The organism is Rhodoferax sp. (assembly GCF_034520025.1).
Classification (GTDB): Bacteria; Pseudomonadota; Gammaproteobacteria; order Burkholderiales; family Burkholderiaceae_C; genus Allorhodoferax.
This window is the reverse complement of record NZ_JAXHNZ010000002.1, coordinates 493,817-509,355: the sequence shown is the minus strand read 5'-3', so window position 1 is coordinate 509,355 and position 15,539 is coordinate 493,817. Positions and strand designations below refer to the sequence as shown.

The 15,539-nt window shown below is 59.7% G+C and carries 15 protein-coding genes; 9 read left to right on the top strand and 6 right to left on the bottom strand.

What is annotated here, in order from left to right:
* Window positions 1-85 precede the first annotated feature (85 nt).
* The 3 genes from U5L73_RS10655 to U5L73_RS10645 are packed head-to-tail and all read right to left on the bottom strand — an operon-like array spanning window position 86 to window position 2,327.
* Window positions 86-451, bottom strand: a complete 366-nt coding sequence (locus U5L73_RS10655) for a hypothetical protein (RefSeq protein WP_322562327.1) — start codon at window positions 449-451, stop codon at window positions 86-88.
* Window positions 451-885, bottom strand: coding sequence for a DNA polymerase III subunit chi (locus U5L73_RS10650; RefSeq protein ID WP_416221304.1), 435 nt, complete (start codon window positions 883-885; stop codon window positions 451-453). Before U5L73_RS10650 ends, U5L73_RS10655 begins: the two co-directional genes overlap by 1 nt.
* A complete protein-coding gene (locus U5L73_RS10645; protein WP_416221303.1) occupies window positions 882-2,327 on the bottom strand; it encodes a leucyl aminopeptidase in 1,446 nt (481 codons plus the stop codon). Before U5L73_RS10645 ends, U5L73_RS10650 begins: the two co-directional genes overlap by 4 nt.
* A gap of 23 nt (window positions 2,328-2,350) precedes the next feature.
* Between U5L73_RS10645 and lptF the strand changes: the two genes are divergently transcribed.
* The 7 genes from lptF (at window position 2,351) to U5L73_RS10610 (ending at window position 9,016) form a co-directional block, all read left to right on the top strand.
* Window positions 2,351-3,454, top strand: a complete 1,104-nt coding sequence (gene lptF, locus U5L73_RS10640; protein WP_322562325.1) for an LPS export ABC transporter permease LptF — start codon at window positions 2,351-2,353, stop codon at window positions 3,452-3,454.
* On the top strand, window positions 3,451-4,557 hold the full coding sequence (gene lptG / locus U5L73_RS10635; protein ID WP_322562324.1) for an LPS export ABC transporter permease LptG: 1,107 nt from the start codon (window positions 3,451-3,453) through the stop codon (window positions 4,555-4,557). The genes lptF and lptG overlap by 4 nt, the downstream gene beginning before the upstream one ends.
* Window positions 4,554-4,940, top strand: a complete 387-nt coding sequence (locus U5L73_RS10630; RefSeq protein ID WP_322562323.1) for a CbiX/SirB N-terminal domain-containing protein — start codon at window positions 4,554-4,556, stop codon at window positions 4,938-4,940. The genes lptG and U5L73_RS10630 overlap by 4 nt, the downstream gene beginning before the upstream one ends.
* A gap of 44 nt (window positions 4,941-4,984) precedes the next feature.
* Window positions 4,985-5,950 (top strand): CysB family HTH-type transcriptional regulator, encoded by a 966-nt coding sequence (locus U5L73_RS10625; RefSeq protein WP_322562322.1) that lies wholly within the window; start codon window positions 4,985-4,987, stop codon window positions 5,948-5,950.
* Between the two features lie 4 nt (window positions 5,951-5,954).
* Window positions 5,955-7,115, top strand: coding sequence for a pyridoxal phosphate-dependent aminotransferase (locus U5L73_RS10620; RefSeq protein ID WP_322562321.1), 1,161 nt, complete (start codon window positions 5,955-5,957; stop codon window positions 7,113-7,115).
* A gap of 77 nt (window positions 7,116-7,192) precedes the next feature.
* Window positions 7,193-8,368: a PQQ-dependent sugar dehydrogenase gene (locus tag U5L73_RS10615; RefSeq protein ID WP_416221302.1), complete on the top strand. Its 1,176-nt coding sequence runs from the start codon at window positions 7,193-7,195 to the stop codon at window positions 8,366-8,368.
* Between the two features lie 78 nt (window positions 8,369-8,446).
* The gene (locus tag U5L73_RS10610) at window positions 8,447-9,016 is read left to right on the top strand and encodes a hypothetical protein (RefSeq protein ID WP_322562320.1); all 570 of its coding nucleotides are present in this window, start codon (window positions 8,447-8,449) and stop codon (window positions 9,014-9,016) included.
* A gap of 28 nt (window positions 9,017-9,044) precedes the next feature.
* Here U5L73_RS10610 and U5L73_RS10605 read toward each other — a convergent pair whose 3' ends face one another.
* Both U5L73_RS10605 and hrpA read right to left on the bottom strand, forming a co-directional pair.
* A complete protein-coding gene (locus tag U5L73_RS10605) occupies window positions 9,045-11,324 on the bottom strand; it encodes a DUF3418 domain-containing protein (protein WP_416221332.1) in 2,280 nt (759 codons plus the stop codon).
* 55 nt (window positions 11,325-11,379) lie between these two features.
* Window positions 11,380-13,128, bottom strand: a complete 1,749-nt coding sequence (gene hrpA / locus U5L73_RS10600; RefSeq protein WP_416221331.1) for an ATP-dependent RNA helicase HrpA — start codon at window positions 13,126-13,128, stop codon at window positions 11,380-11,382.
* Between the two features lie 140 nt (window positions 13,129-13,268).
* Here hrpA and argA point away from each other — a divergent pair, with 140 nt between their 5' ends.
* On the top strand, window positions 13,269-14,615 hold the full coding sequence (argA, locus tag U5L73_RS10595) for an amino-acid N-acetyltransferase (protein WP_322562317.1): 1,347 nt from the start codon (window positions 13,269-13,271) through the stop codon (window positions 14,613-14,615).
* On the opposite strand, the gene U5L73_RS10590 is transcribed toward argA, so the two are convergent.
* A complete protein-coding gene (locus U5L73_RS10590) occupies window positions 14,602-15,093 on the bottom strand; it encodes a disulfide bond formation protein B (protein ID WP_322563497.1) in 492 nt (163 codons plus the stop codon). The genes argA and U5L73_RS10590 overlap by 14 nt on opposite strands.
* Window positions 15,094-15,265: 172 nt before the next feature.
* Between U5L73_RS10590 and U5L73_RS10585 the strand changes: the two genes are divergently transcribed.
* Complete coding sequence (locus U5L73_RS10585) at window positions 15,266-15,538, top strand: oxidative damage protection protein (protein ID WP_296510743.1); 273 nt, start codon at window positions 15,266-15,268, stop codon at window positions 15,536-15,538.
* Window position 15,539: the final 1 nt, after the last annotated feature.

Sequence of the window (15,539 nt, the reverse complement as noted above, 5' to 3'; positions counted from 1 at the left end):
CGTATTCTAGCCCGTTATTTTGGGCATTCCAGCTGATAGAGGACACTTTTTAGAAAAAACTGTCTTTCAGCTGAAAGCTTGCGCGTCATTGGCGCTCTTGCGCCGCATGCACGCCCTGCAACGCATCCGCTACCGCACGGCTGACGGTTGCTTCCACATCGTGCATGACGCTGGGCAACAATGCCTGCAAACGCGCCTGCAAACTCTGCTGCAAAGCGTCTTGCACCACCTGCTCCAAAACAGGGATTAACTGAACCATCACTTTGGTAATCAGTTCTGCATCTGTCGTTACGAAAGCCACCGGCTCCACGAACGTTGAATCGACGACTGCCGCCTGCGCATCTTCCGCAAGAAGCACTGGAGTGTCGGCTGATTCCGCAGCCAGCGCGGGATGCTTCACTACCTCGGTCAGGGTAGGTAAAAAACGTGGGGGATGTTTGGGTGCCTGCATCACTCTGCGCCTTTCAGCTTCAGGTCATGTCGTTGAATCGCATAGCCCTGCTGCACATATTGCTTCCAACGAAGACGAGCCGTGGCGCGATCTTCCTCATCCACAGACACGACCTCGATGACCCGGTCAAACACACCAAAGCCCTCGGGCATCTCATGGGTCAGGTTGACCAACACGCCATGGCTCGACAAAGCTGGATGAACTTTGGATGTCAACACAACAGGGCAACGCAGATCAGGCGACGCACCGTTGTCGACACCATGCACCAAGAAATCGGTTGGCGAGGTTGCCCATAGACTGGCATCCAGATATTGCACTTGGGCAGGAACGGCGAGCACTGTCAAACGCGCTCCTCGGGCGACGGCCTTTCTCAGCAAGCGCCCTACGTACTCTAGTTTGTTCGGGGCCCCGAAATGAAAGGCAACTTCTGTCACTTACCGGCAACCTGACTCAGCACAAACTCCACCAACAGCGGCACGGGCCGTCCGGTAGCGCCCTTGGCGGCCCCACCTTTCCAAGCGGTGCCCGCGATATCCAAATGCGCCCAGTCAAACTTCTCGGTAAAGCGCTGGAGGAACTTGGCAGCAGTAATCGCACCACCGGCACGACCCGCGACGTTGGCCACATCCGCAAAATTGGTTTTCAAGCCATCCGCATAGTCTTCATCGAGAGGCAGCTGCCAGCACAAGTCACCACTGGTCTCACCGGCTTTGAAAAGCGCATCAGCCAGCGCTGGCTTGCTGGAAAACAGGCCGCTTCGGACCCCACCAAGCGCGACCATGCACGCCCCGGTCAAGGTGGCAATATCTACCACTGCGGTCGGTTTAAAACGCTCTGCATAGGTCAGTGCATCACACAGCACCAGCCGGCCTTCGGCATCGGTGTTGAGAATTTCGATCGTCTGGCCGCTCATGCTGGTCACCACGTCGCCAGGCTTCACGGCTTTGCCATTCAGCAAGTTCTCGCAGGCCGGGATCAAGCCGATCACGTTGATCGCGGGCTTCAGCTCCGCCAGCGTCCTGAAAGTTCCGAGCACACTGGCAGCACCGGACATGTCGAACTTCATCTCGTCCATCTCCGCTGCAGGTTTGATGGAAATGCCGCCACTGTCAAAGGTGATGCCCTTTCCCACCAGCACCAGCGGCGCCTGCGCCTTGGTGGCGCCGCTGTACTTCAACACAATGAAGCGCAAAGGTTCGTCAGATCCCTGAGCGACCGCCATGAAGGAGCCCATGCCCAGCTTGGCAACCTCTTTAGGGCCCAGCACTTCACAGCTGATTTTTGCAAACTCCGCCAGACTTTGAGCGGCTTGCCCCAACAAGGTGGGCGTTGCATAGTTGGCTGGGCGATTGGCCCACTCTTTGGCAAACTCGACGCCCGCCACAGTGCCTACCGCCACCGCAAATGAGGCAGCGATCTCTGATGCATTACTCGCGCCGACCAGCACTTTTTGCAACTGGCGCCCTTCGGGCTTGGATTTCGTGTGGGTGTACACGTAAGTGGCATCCGCAACCGCAAGGGGCACTGCACGGACCGCATCTTCCCGGGCAGGACCTGCAAACGCGATCACTGCCTTTTTCACGACCGGCGCCTTCAAGCTACCTGCACACGCGGCAATTGCAGAGCGCACTTGGCGCGCTGTACCCTCCCCTACGGCCACCAACAAAACTTTCGCAGCATTGGCTTGCACCGGCCGATGCAGCGCCAACACCGTGCCTGGCTTGGGACTGAAATCCCCCTGCTTCAAGGCCTTGCCGATCAAGATGGACAGTTCGTCCTTGCCAGGCTTGAAATCCTGCGCAATGAGCAGCACCAACAGGTCGGCTTTTTCATTGGCCAAGGCCACGAGGTTCAGAGGCTTCAGTTCAAAGTTCATAATTCGCTCTTTCGTTTCGCACAATGTTATTCCATTCCTCCATTCGCAAAGAGTTAGGCCGCAGTTTCGGCGCGACGCTGGTCGTTCTGGTGACCGTCGTCATGACCATGACGCTGCTGCGCACCTTGGGCGAAGCCTCGCGCGGCACCTTCAATCCAGCCGACGTGCTGATCATCATGGGCTACACCGTGCTTTCGGATATGCCGACGATCCTGTCGATGAGTCTGTTTATTTCGGTGTTGACGGTTGTTACCCGGATGTACCGCGACAGCGAAATGGTGATCTGGTTCGGCAGCGGGCGCGGGTTATTGGGCTTGGTCGGCCCCCTCTTCCGGTTCGCTTGGCCTATTTTGCTGGTGGTTTTGACGTTGGCATTCGTGATCTTGCCCTGGTCATTCAGCAAGATTGAAGACCTGCGCGACCGGTACGACAAGCGCGGCGACATCGCGCGCATTGAGCCGGGGCAGTTTCAAGAGTCAGCGAATGGTGACCGCGTCTTTTTTATTGAAAAAGACAGCAAGGGCCAACAAACAGGCAAGAACGTTTTCATCTCTGCCCAAGAAGGCAACAAGCAAACCATCACCAGCGCGCGCTCTGGAACTGTCGAGGTCATGAATGGCGATAAGTTTCTGGTACTCCAGGAGGGACAACGTCTGGAACGGACCACCGGCAAAAATGACATGACACTCAGCACCTTCGAGCGCTACGGCGCCCGGGTCGGTGCTGACGACAACTCCGGTCGCGACTACTCACCGTCCAATGCCAAAACCACTCTCGAGTTGCTGCGGACCCAAAACCCTCAGCACTTTGCAGAACTCGCCTGGCGAGCGGGGTTGACCCTTGCCGCGTTCAACTTGATCTGGATCGGCTTGGCCGCCGCAGGGGCCAACCCTCGTGCAGGGCGGAGCACCAATCTGATCTTCGCGTTTCTCTCCTTTGTGGTGTATTTCAATCTGCTGGTGCTGGCCAAAAATTGGGTCGAGAGCGGGCAGGCAGAGCTTATTCCCATGCTGCTCCAATTGCATGGCGGTGTCTTTGTGGTGAGCATGCTGTGGTTGTTGAAGCGACACAACCACTGGACGCTTCGGCTACCGCGCCGCAACCCCCGTAAGGAGGGCTCCGCATGAAGACGCTGCGCAAACTCTTGTACGGCGAAGTGGTGACCGCCGTCGCGCTGGTCACCCTGGCATTCATCGCGCTGTTTTTTTTCTTTGACGTGGTGGAAGAACTCCAGCAGGTCACCCGGCTGGGCGCAAGTGGTTACCAAGTGCCGCAGGCGCTGATTTATGTCGCGCTGATGATCCCGGCTCACGTGTATGAGTTGTTTCCCATCACGGTGCTTATTGGCACCATTTTTGTGATGGCCCGTTTGGCCAGGAGTTCCGAGTTCACGATTCTCCGTACCAGTGGCTTGGGCCCCTGGAAGGCCTTGCGAACCCTGATGGTGCTGGGTTTGGGCTTTGTCTTGTTCACTTTTGCCGTTGGTGACTATGTGGCTCCTTTGGCGGACAAAACAGCCAAACTACTTAAGTCCCGCTTTCAGGGCAAGATCAGTGTGGGCAAAACCGGCGCCTGGCTGAAAGAAAAGCAGGCTTATGGCAGCTACTCGGTGAACGTGGGTTCCCTGGCGTCAGATGCAACCCTGAAAGACATCCGGGTCTACGAATTCGACAACCAGGGGTTTGTGGTCTCTCTGACCGAGGCCCAAACAGGCACTTTTGGTAGCGATGAATCCTGGATGCTTGCCAACGGCGAGCGCACCGAATTCACATCCGGCCCGAACCAGATCCCGAGAGTGGACCGCGCGGCGTTCGAGACCTTCCGTTGGCCCACCCAAATCAGCGCCGAAATGGTGGCCGCAGCGGTACTGCGGCCCGAGCGCATGGGCACGATTGACCTGTTCCAGTACATACGCCACCTCAATGCCAACGGCCAGAGCGCCCAGAAGTATGAAATCCAATTCTGGAAAAAAGTCTTCTACCCCTTGAGTTGTCTGGTGATGGTGGTGCTTTCCTTGCCTTTTGCCTACTTGCATTTCCGCTCGGGTGGCATCGCCAGCTACACCTTTGGTGGCGTGATGGCGGGCATCAGCTTTGTGTTGCTGAACAACGTGGTGAATGACCTTGGGAACTTACAGGGTTGGCAGCCCTGGATCACAGCGGCCCTGCCGGGCATGATCTACTCTTTCTTTTCTCTTGCAGCCTTTACCTGGTTGGTACTTCGACGATGACAAGCCCCGCCCCACGCCACGCGATTGTGTTGTTCGCCCACGGTTCCCGCGACCCACTGTGGCACAAGCCCATGGAAGCGGTGGCAGCGCGCATCCGCAGCCAGTCCGCTGACGTCGAAGTAGCCTGCGCCTACCTGGAGCTCAGCCAGCCCGACCTGCCCCATACCGTGGCGCAACTCACCAGCGCAGGCGTTGGCAGCATCACCATCGTGCCCATGTTTTTGGGGGTCGGCCGCCACGCCCGCGAAGATTTGCCTGAATTGGTCACCCAATTGCGTGCCAGCCATCCTGCGGTGCATTTCCACCTCCAGAAGGCGGTAGGGGAAGACGATCGGCTGGTGCAAATGTTGGCATCGATTGCGTTGGATCCGACCGAGGCATAAATCCCCTGAGGCATAATGAATTCCTTCTTTAGCTGGAATTCGATATGAACCTTCACCAATTCCGCTTCGTGCAAGAAGCCGCGCGCCGCAACCTCAACCTGACCGAGGCGGCCAAGGCACTCCACACCTCGCAACCGGGTGTGTCCAAAGCCATTATTGAGCTGGAAGAAGAGCTGGGCATCGACATCTTTGCCCGCCACGGCAAGCGCCTCAAGCGCATCACCGAGCCCGGTCAACATGTACTCAAAAGCATCGAGTTGATCCTGCGCGAGGTCAACAACCTTAAGCGCATCGGCGAACAATACAGCTCACAGGACAGCGGCACGCTCTCAATCGCCACCACCCACACCCAAGCACGTTATGTGCTGCCGGAAAAAGTGGCACAACTCCGTGCGGCCTTCCCCAAGGTCAATGTGAGCCTGCACCAAGGCGCGCCTGACCAGGTCGCTCGCATGCTGATCGACGATGTGGCCGAAATCGGGATCGCCACCGAATCCCTGTCCAACTACAGCGAACTGATCACCCTGCCCTGCTACGAGTGGCAACACGTGCTGGTATTGCCCGCGGAACATCCTCTGGCCCAGAAAGAGCATGTCACGCTGGAAGACGTCGCCGCTGAGCCGCTCATCACCTACCACCCGTCCTTTACCGGACGCACCAAAATTGACCAGGCGTTTGAGGCCCGCAAGCTCGAACCCCGGATTTCGCTCGAAGCCATCGACTCCGACGTGATCAAGACCTACGTGCGCCTCGGCTTGGGTATCGGCATTGCGGCTGAAATGGCGGTCACCGATGTGGTGGAGGACATGGAGAAAAACGGCGCCCGTGGCGGCTTGGTGGTGCGACCTGCAGGCTACCTGTTCGGCCAGAACGTGACCCGAGTCGCCTTCAAACGCAGCGCCTATTTGCGCAATTTTGTGTTCACGTTTGCGGAATTTTTGAGCAGTCGCCTGAACCGCACGCTGATCGCCAAGGCCATGGAAGGCCACGTAAACGACTATGAGTTGTGAAAGCATGACCACTGCATTGACACCCCCACTCTCCAGCCGCCTGCCGAGTGTGGGCACCACCATCTTTACCGTCATGTCGGCGCTCGCCACAGAGCACCAAGCGGTCAACCTCGGGCAAGGCTTTCCGGACTTTGCGTGCGACCCGCAGTTGGTCGATGCCGTGACCGCAGCCATGCAAGCGGGACACAACCAGTACCCGCCCATGGCCGGAGTGCCGGCTTTGCGGCAGGCCGTGTCGGCCAAGATCGCTGGCCTGCATGGTAAGACCTATAACCCCGACACCGAAATCACCATCACCGCCGGTGCAACGCAGGCCATCCTGACCGCCCTCCTTGCCGTGGTGCATCCTGGTGACGAAGTCATTGTGCTGGAACCCTGCTACGACAGCTATGTCCCCAACATCGAGCTGGCCGGTGGCGTCGTGGTGCGTGTGCCCCTGACTCCCGGCACCTTCCGACCCGACTTCGCCAAAATCAGCGCGGCCATCACGCCTAAAACACGGGCCGTGCTCATCAACTCGCCACACAACCCCAGCGCCACGGTCTGGAGCCGGGCCGATATGCTGGCCCTCCAGGACGTGCTGGCACCGACCAACGTGTTCCTCATCAGCGACGAGGTGTATGAGCACATGGTGTTTGATGGCCAAGCACACGAGAGCGCCTCCCGCTTTCCCGGCCTCGCAGCACGGGCCTTTGTGGTGTCGAGCTTCGGCAAAACCTTTCACGTGACCGGCTGGAAGGTGGGCACGGTCGCCGCCCCTGCGGCCTTGATGGCAGAGTTCCGCAAGGTGCACCAGTTCAATGTATTCACCGTCAACACCCCGGTCCAGTATGCGCTGGCCGCGTATCTGGCCCACCCTGCGCCCTACCTGGAACTGCCCGCGTTCTACCAACGCAAGCGCGACCTCTTCCGCGCCGGCCTCGAAGGTACCCGGTTCAAGCTCTTGCCCAGCCAAGGCAGCTATTTTCAGTGCGTGGACATTTCCGACGTGAGCGACTTGAACGAGGCCGATTTTTGCCAATGGCTGACCCGCGAGATAGGGGTGGCCGCGATACCGCTCTCGGCTTTTTACGGGAATGGTTTTGACCAACGGGTGGTGCGCTTTTGCTTTGCCAAACAAGACAGCACACTCCAAAGCGCCTTAGAGCGCCTCAAGACCTTGTGACTCTCTTGCTATTTATTTCATAGCTACACCCGCAACCTTTATCTGGGCTAAAGGCTTTTTTTATGCATAAACACTGCATGGCATCCACTATCACCGTAATGCGTCACTTGCGCAAATCGGCATTGTGTCTGGCCGCAAGCGCCGGTCTGTGGGCAGGCCTTGCGGCTGCACAAACCGAATCGTTGCGCACAGAGACGGTGGCTGCTGGCTTGGAGCACCCATGGGCCGTAGCGTTTCTGCCTCAGGGCGGCTTTCTGGTTACCGAGCGGCCGGGGCGCTTGCGCGTGGTGAGCGCCAAGGGCCAGGTCAACCCGCCGGTGGAGGGGCTCCCGGCTATCGATGCCCGCGGTCAGGGCGGCCTGCTCGACGTGGTGCTGGACAGCGCATTTGCCAGCAACCGCCAGCTGTATTTTTGCTATGCCGAGCCGGGCGAATCCGGCAACAGCACTGCCATGGCACGCGCCACACTCAGCCCGGACAACACCCGCTTGCTGAACCTGCAGGTCTTGTTCAGCCAGAAACCCAAGTTCAGCAGCAGCGCGCACTTCGGGTGCCGCATCACTGAAGGGCAGCGCGATGGCAAACCCGACGGCACCCTGTATCTGGCCCTCGGCGAACGCTTCAGCAAAAAAGACGACGCCCAGACCCTGAACAACCACCATGGCAAGGTGATTCGCATCCGCAAAGACGGCACCGTGCCTGCAGACAACCCTTTTGTCACCGCCGCTGCGCGCGCCAACGGAGCACTACCTGAAATCTGGAGCCTGGGCCACCGCAATCCCCAAGGCACGGTGTTAGCACCCGATGGCACCTTGTGGGAGCTCGAACATGGCCCCCAAGGCGGCGACGAGATCAACAAAGTCCAACGCGGACGTAACTACGGCTGGCCCCTGATCACCTATGGCGAAAACTACGGGGGCGGAAAAATCGGCGCGGGCATCACCACACAGCCCGGGCTGGAGCAACCAGCGCATTACTGGACACCCTCCATCGCCCCCTCCGGCATGGCCTTTGTGACTAGCCAGCGCTACGGCCCCGGTTGGCACGGCAGCCTGGTGGTCGGCTCCCTCAAGTTCGGCTACCTGGCACGACTCGAGCTCAGCGAGCCCTTTGGCGGCCGGGTAGTGCGCGAAACAGCCTATTTGCAAGACCTGAAAGAACGGGTACGCGATGTGCGTCAGGGCCCTGATGGCTGGCTCTATCTACTGACCGATGCCTCGCGCGGTCGCCTGCTGCGGGTTCTGCCGCGCTAAGCCACTGCGGCACACTTGGCACTTTCACCGGCTTGTCATCTGGTGTGGTTGTAATGCTGCCTTCGTTGGAGAAGGACCATGCAACTACTAAAAACCGACAAAGCGCGGACAGAATTGCAAATCGGGAATCGCACGCTCGGGCAGCGTGAACGGGCGATGCTGATCCTCGCAGATGGCCGCAACACGGTTGAAGCCATCAACTACCTGTTCCACGGCGATGCGATGCGCTTGGCCACCCATCTGATGCAAAGCGGCTACCTGGTGCCGCAGGATGAACCTGCATCCGTGGTTAAAGCACCGCGCGCCACCCCCAAAAGCGCGCCTGCACCGGCGCCGGCTCCACAGCCGGTCGCACCACAGGTGCTGACAGGAAACGTCACTACTGCATCTTCGGCCGATAGTTTCGAGGGGAAGCGGTCGCTGGCCACCACGCGGATGTTCTTGTTTGACATCTGCGAGCGCATGTTTGTGCGACGTGACCCCGCGCGTGCCGACGCATTCCGCGAAGCGCTCCGCAACGCCAAGGACCGCGACACCATGCTCGCTGCCGCACGCGACATGATCATTGCGGTAGAAGAAATTGCCGGCCACGAACGGGCAGACTCCATCAGCGAACGCATCGCCATGTTGCTGCCCCCAGAAGGCTGATAGCCCCGGAGCACTGGAGCCCGAAAGCTTAGGTCCCCAGCTGTGCCCAGGCCTTGTCCAAGCGCTTCACACTCACCGGTTGCGGGGTGCGCAGCTCTTGGGCAAAAAAGCTGACCCGCAACTCTTCGAGCAACCAGCGGAACTCTTGCATCCGATCGTCTTGCACGCCTTTACGCTCCGCCACCAAGCGCCAGTAGCGCTGCTCTTGCGGGCGCAATTCGGTTAACCGTGCGGTATCGCGGGCTGGATCGGCACGGTATTTCTCAAGGCGCAGGGTGATGGCCTTGAGGTAGCGCGCCAGATGTTGCAAGCGGTCCCACGGCGTGGCCTGCAGAAACCGCTTGGGAATCAGGCGGTTAATTTGCTGGGCGGCATCGGCCACCGCATCCGGGGCATTTTTCGTGTCTTTGATTTTGCGAGCGGCTGTTGCGTATTCCTGCAGCACCGTGCCTGCCAAGCGTGCGACTTCGTTGGCAATCAGGGTGAGGCGCCCCCGGCCTTCGTCGATCCGGCGTTTGAAGGCGAACTCATCGGTTGGCAAAGGGTCCAGCAAAAACGCGCGGTCCAGGGCCACGGCAATGATTTGTTCGCGCAACTCTTCTACGGTGCCGCCGGTGGCAGATTTGCCGCCCTCCAGGGTGCCGACCTGCATGAAGGCCACCGCCATCTTTTGCAGGTCGGGGATATTTTTCTCAAGGTATTTGAGAGCATCTTTGATTTGCAGCGCAAAGAGGCGTCGCAAGCCGGCACGGTGTTTGGCGGCGGCTACTTCGGGTTCGTCGAACACTTCCACCGTGACTGCATCGCCGGCGTCAATCAGTGCAGGAAAGCCGATGAGTGTTTGGCCGCCTTTGCGGATTTCCAGCAGCTCGGGGAGCTCGCCGAAGGTCCAAGCGGTGAAGCGGCCGTCCAGGATGCTAGGCGCAGTATTTTTGGAGGCGTTGCTCTTTGCTACGGATTTTGTAGCTGGTTGCGCAATGTTGGCGGGCGCTAGTACGCGGAATGACTGAGCGTTCTGCTCCGTGTCCCCCGCCCGCTTTGCGGGCTCCTCCTTGACCTGCGCAGAACGCCCAGTCATCCCGCTTCCTCGGGCGCTGCTTTGTTCTTGGCTTGCCGACTGGTTTTGGGCCAGCTTCAAGCTGGCTAGGGCTTGGAAAGCACCGCGCGCTTGGCTGCCTAGCTCCGCCTTCAATGCACCCAGGTTGCGGCCATGGCCCAACTGGCGACCGTGTTCGTCCACCACCCGGAAGTTCATGAAGAAGTGCGGGCTTAGCATGTCGACCTTGATATCGGCTTTCACGATGTCTAGCGATGTGGCGTCTCGCACCAGCTTGAGCACCGCCTCCACCAGCCCGCCGGTTCCGAATTTTTCGGGCGCATTCAAGGCCTCTGCAAACTTGGCTGCGGTGTCGGGCAGCGGCACCAGGCGACTGCGCGGCCGCTGGTGCAGGGTTTTGAGCAAGGCCTGCACTTTGTCCTTGAGCATGCCGGGCACCAGCCATTCGCAGCGCTCGTCATTGACCTGGTTCAGCACAAACAATGGCACGGTCACGGTCAGGCCGTCTCTTGCGTCGCCGGGTTGATGCAGGTAGGTCGCTGCGCAATCGACGCCGCCTAAGCGGATAGTTTTGGGGAACGACGCGGTGGTAATGCCGGCCGCCTCGTGACGCATCAGCTCTTCCCGGGTGAGCTTGAGCAGATCGGGCTGCTTTTTGACCTCTTCGCGGTACCAGCGCTCAAAGCTGTAGCCGCTGCACACGTCGGCGGGCAATTGCTGGTCGTAAAACGCGTAGATCAGCTCGTCGTCCACCAGCACGTCTTGGCGGCGGGCCTTGTGCTCCAGCTCTTCGACCTGCTTGATGAGCTTGTGGTTCGCGGCCAGGAACGGCAAGGTGGTTTCCCACTCTTTGCCGACCAGGGCTTCACGGATGAAGATTTCGCGCGCTCCGGTCATGTCGACCCGGCCGTAGTTCACTTTGCGGCCGCTGTAGACCAAGATGCCATACAACGTGGCTCGCTCCAGTGCCACGACTTCGGCCGCCTTCTTTTCCCAGTGCGGGTCCAGCAACTGCTTCTTGAGCAAATGGCCACCCACCTGTTCCAGCCAGTGGGGCTCGATGGCGGCAATGCCGCGGCCGAACAAGCGGGTGGTTTCCACCAGCTCGCTCGCCACGATCCATTTGCCCGGTTTTTTGGTCAGGTGTGCGCCGGGATGGGCAAAGAATTTGATGCTCCGAGCGCCCAGGTATTCACCGTTTTGCCCTTCTTCCAGCTTGCAGCCGATGTTGCCCAGCAGGCCTGAGAGCATGGACAGGTGCAGTTGCTCGTAGCTCGCCGGCTTGGTGTTCAGGCGCCATTTGTGTTCAGCCACCACGGTGTGGAGCTGGCTGTAGATGTCTTTCCACTCGCGCACGCGGCGGATGTTGACGAAGTTCTGGCGCAGGAGTTGTTCGTATTGGCGGTTGGTGAGTTTGTGGGTTGCTGTAGGTGCAGACCCTTGGGTGTTCGCTGGGAGTTGGGGACATCCGGGCGCTCTGCTCCGTGTCCCCCGCCCGCTTTGCGGGCTCCTCCTTGACCTGCGCAGAACGCCCGGACGCCCCAACTCCCGCGTTTGCAGGTGTACCACCACCGCGCGCATCGTGGATCCACTTCCACAGCTTCAGGTAGCCGGTGAACTCGCTCTTCTCATCATCAAACTTTTGGTGGGCCGCATCGGCCTGTTGCTGTGCTTCCATGGGCCGGTCGCGCACGTCTTGTACGCTGAGGGCACTGGCAATCACCAGCGCCTCGTCTAGCGCTTCACGGCTGCGGGCCTCCAGCAGCATACGGCCGACGCGTGGGTCCAGCGGCAAGCGGCTAAGCTCCTGGCCCAGGGGGGTGAGTTCGTTGGCCTCGTCGACCGCGCCCAACTCATTGAGCAGTTGGTAGCCATCGGCGATGGCTCGGCCAGTTGGCCGCTCGAGAAACGGGAAGTCCTCCACGATACCGAGGTGCAGCGACTTCATCCGCAGAATCACGCCAGCTAGCGAACTGCGCAGAATTTCCGGGGTGGTAAAGCGCTCGCGGCCGGCGAAGTCTTTTTCGTCATAGAGACGGATACAGATACCGTTGGCCACCCGCCCGCATCGTCCGGCTCGCTGGTTGGCCGCCGCCTGGCTGATGGGCTCTACCAGCAACTGCTCCACTTTGCTACGGAAACTATAGCGCTTTACGCGCGCAGTACCTGCGTCAATCACGTATCGGGTGCCTGGCACGGTGAGCGAGGTCTCGGCCACGTTGGTGGCCAGCACAATGCGCCGGCCAGTGTGGCCGTCAAAAATGCGGTCTTGCTCTGCGGGACTCAGGCGGGCAAACAGGGGCAGCACTTCGGCATTGCGCATCACTGGCTGGTGGCTCAGGTGTTTGCGCAGGTGGTCCGCCGCTTCGCGGATTTCGCGCTCGCCGGGCAAAAAGACGAGGATGTCGCCCTGGTTATGCGGGTCGCGCCACAGCTCGTCCACACCATCGGCGATCGCGTCGTTCAGGTCGTATTCGCGGCTTTCTTCAAACGGGCGGTAGCGCTGCTCTACCGGGAACATGCGCCCCGACACCAGGATGACAGGTGCAGGGCCTTTAGAGGATTTGAAGTGGTCCGCGAAGCGCTGCGCGTCGATCGTGGCCGAGGTGACGATGATTTTCAGGTCCGGGCGGCGCGGCAGGATCTGGCGCAAGTAGCCCAGTAAGAAATCAATATTCAGCGAGCGCTCGTGCGCCTCGTCAATGATGATCGTGTCGTAAACCTTGAGCAGAGGGTCCGTCTGCGTCTCGGCCAGCAAAATGCCATCGGTCATCAGCTTGACCGACGCATCCTTGCCCAACCGGTCGTTAAAACGAACCTTGTAGCCCACCACATCGCCCAAGGGAGTCTTCAGCTCTTCGGCAATACGCTTGGCCACGCTGCTGGCCGCAATCCGGCGGGGCTGGGTGTGGCCGATGAGCTTGCCGCGCTCGCCTGCGGGATAGTTGAGTTTGCCGCGGCCCATGGCCAGGGCAATTTTGGGCAGCTGTGTGGTTTTGCCCGAGCCCGTTTCGCCGCAGACGATGACCACTTGGTGCGCCGCGATGGCATCCATGATTTCGTCGCGTTTGCCCGACACCGGGAGCGACTCTGGGAATTCGATTTTCAAGGTGCTGGCAGTCAAGGCATGGTCTTCGTAGAGAATCACGGATTATCCCCGCCTTGGCAAACCCTTACCGGCCTACCCGCCCTTCAATGACCTCTGTCTTCAACTTCACCTTTGTTCCCTGGTTCCGCTCGGTCGCGCCGTACATCCACAAGTTCCGCAACCAGACCTTTGTGGTGGGTATTGCAGGGGAAGCGATCGCTGCCGGCAAGCTGCACAACCTGGCGCAAGACCTGGCCATGATCCAGAGCATGGGCGTGAAGATTGTGCTGGTGCACGGCTTCCGACCCCAGGTGAACGAGCAGCTCAAGGCCAAGGGCCATACCCCCAAATACAGCCACGGCATCCGCATCACCGACGAGGTGACACTGGACTGCGCCCAAGAGGCCGCCGGCCAGCTGCGCTACGAGATTGAGGCAGCGTTCAGCCAAGGCCTGCCCAACACGCCCATGGCTGACTCCACGGTGCGGGTGATATCAGGCAACTTCATTACCGCGCGCCCGGTAGGCATCGTGGACGGGGTGGACTTTCAGCATAGCGGGCTGGTGCGCAAGGTGGATATCGCAGGCATCACCAAAACGCTCGACATGGGTGCCATGGTGCTGCTCTCGCCCTTCGGCTTTTCGCCCACCGGCGAGGCGTTCAATCTCGCCATGGAAGAGGTTGCAACCAGTGTGGCCACTGCGCTGCAGGCCGACAAATTGATTTTTCTGACCGAGGTGCCCGGCATCCGCATGGATCCGGAGCTGCCCGCCAGCGAAGACAACCCGATTGATACCGAGCTGCCCTTAGCGGCAGCAGAAAAACTGCTCAAGGCCCTACCCGCCGCCAACCAGCCCACCGATGTCGCGTTCTATCTGCAGCACTGTGTAAAGGCTTGCAAATCGGGCGTGGAGCGCAGCCACATCATTCCGTTTGCGGTGGATGGCGCCATCCTGCTAGAGGTGTATGTGCACGACGGCATAGGCACCATGGTGGTGGACGAGAAGCTGGAAAGTCTGCGCGAGGCCACCGAGGAAGACGTGGGCGGCATTCTGCAGCTGATTGAACCCTTTGAGCGCGACGGCACCTTGGTCAAACGCAGCCGCACAGAGATCGAGCGCGATGCGGGCAACTACACCATCATTGAGCACGACGGGGTGATCTTCGCCTGCGCGGCACTCTACCCCTACCCCGAAGCCAAGACCGCCGAGATGGCTGCAGTAACCGTATCACCGGAGGTGCAAGGCCAAGGGGATGGTGAGCGCATTTTGAAACGCATTGAGCAACGCGCCAAAGCTGCGGGTCTCGACAGTATTTTTGTGCTGACCACGCGCACCATGCACTGGTTTATCAAGCGCGGTTTTGCGCAGGTAGACCCCGAATGGTTGCCCGAGGCTCGCAAGCGCAAATACAACTGGGACCGTAAGAGTCAGGTCTTGGTCAAGCGGCTTTAAGCCGGCGCCAGGTCATCAGACCGCCAAATACAGCAAAGGCACTGAAGCAAATAAACGACCAGTTGGCGATGGTGCCGCCGAGGAATGTCCAGTCGATCTTGCTGCAGTCGCCACCGCCGCGGAAGATCATGGGCAATGCGCGCTTGAGGGGGAAGGTTTCAATCATCCCGTAGAGATCGCGCCCGCAGGACACCACCTCGGGCGGGTACCACTGCAGCCAGCTCTGGCGTGCGGCCACATAGGCGCCGGCAACTGCAAACACCACGAGCAATATGGAACCGGCCACTTGCAAGCCTTTTCGACCGCTAGCCGCCGCCAATGCTGCGCAGATAGCTACCAAAATGAGTGCATAGCGCTGCACAATGCACATCGGGCACGGCTCCAGGCCCACCACATGCTGCAGGTACATGCCAAACGCCAACATAGCGGTGCAGGCGAGAAAGACCGCACTGAACACACGACGCGGTGCTTTATCCATCCAGCTAAAAACCAAATTCAAAATCTATCCCTCAATGAGTTGCACAGCGGCGCAGCGCCGTCGTGGGTTGATGCGCTAAGCGCGACCGAAGTTCCCTGAACCGCAAAGGTCAGGCCAAAGCGAATAAGATGCGGCCTTTCGTTCTTACACCATCGACAAAGAGGTTTTCCCCATGGCACGCACCGTTAACTGTATCAAGCTGGGCAAAGAGGCTGAAGGCCTGGACTTCGCGCCCTACCCCGGTGAATTGGGCAAACGCATCTGGGAAGGCGTCAGCAAAGAGGCCTGGGCTGCCTGGCTCAAGCACCAAACTATGCTGGTCAACGAGAACCGCCTGAACCTTGCCGACGCCCGGGCTCGCCAGTACCTGGCCCGCCAGATGGAAAACCATTTCTTCGGCGATGGTGCAGACGCAGCGCAAGGCTACGTTCCCCCCAGCGCCTGAG

Coding starts and splice junctions, on each gene's coding strand:
- U5L73_RS10655 (WP_322562327.1), bottom strand. CDS start 451: ATGCAGGCACCCAAACATCCCCCACGTTTTTTACCTACCCTGACCGAG.
- U5L73_RS10645 (WP_416221303.1), bottom strand. CDS start 2,327: ATGAACTTTGAACTGAAGCCTCTGAACCTCGTGGCCTTGGCCAATGAA.
- lptF (WP_322562325.1), top strand. CDS start 2,351: ATGTTATTCCATTCCTCCATTCGCAAAGAGTTAGGCCGCAGTTTCGGC.
- lptG (WP_322562324.1), top strand. CDS start 3,451: ATGAAGACGCTGCGCAAACTCTTGTACGGCGAAGTGGTGACCGCCGTC.
- U5L73_RS10630 (WP_322562323.1), top strand. CDS start 4,554: ATGACAAGCCCCGCCCCACGCCACGCGATTGTGTTGTTCGCCCACGGT.
- U5L73_RS10625 (WP_322562322.1), top strand. CDS start 4,985: ATGAACCTTCACCAATTCCGCTTCGTGCAAGAAGCCGCGCGCCGCAAC.
- U5L73_RS10620 (WP_322562321.1), top strand. CDS start 5,955: ATGACCACTGCATTGACACCCCCACTCTCCAGCCGCCTGCCGAGTGTG.
- U5L73_RS10615 (WP_416221302.1), top strand. CDS start 7,193: ATGGCATCCACTATCACCGTAATGCGTCACTTGCGCAAATCGGCATTG.
- U5L73_RS10610 (WP_322562320.1), top strand. CDS start 8,447: ATGCAACTACTAAAAACCGACAAAGCGCGGACAGAATTGCAAATCGGG.
- U5L73_RS10605 (WP_416221332.1), bottom strand. CDS start 11,324: ATGCTCTCAGGCCTGCTGGGCAACATCGGCTGCAAGCTGGAAGAAGGG.
- hrpA (WP_416221331.1), bottom strand. CDS start 13,128: ATGGATGCCATCGCGGCGCACCAAGTGGTCATCGTCTGCGGCGAAACG.
- argA (WP_322562317.1), top strand. CDS start 13,269: ATGACCTCTGTCTTCAACTTCACCTTTGTTCCCTGGTTCCGCTCGGTC.
- U5L73_RS10590 (WP_322563497.1), bottom strand. CDS start 15,093: ATGGATAAAGCACCGCGTCGTGTGTTCAGTGCGGTCTTTCTCGCCTGC.
- U5L73_RS10585 (WP_296510743.1), top strand. CDS start 15,266: ATGGCACGCACCGTTAACTGTATCAAGCTGGGCAAAGAGGCTGAAGGC.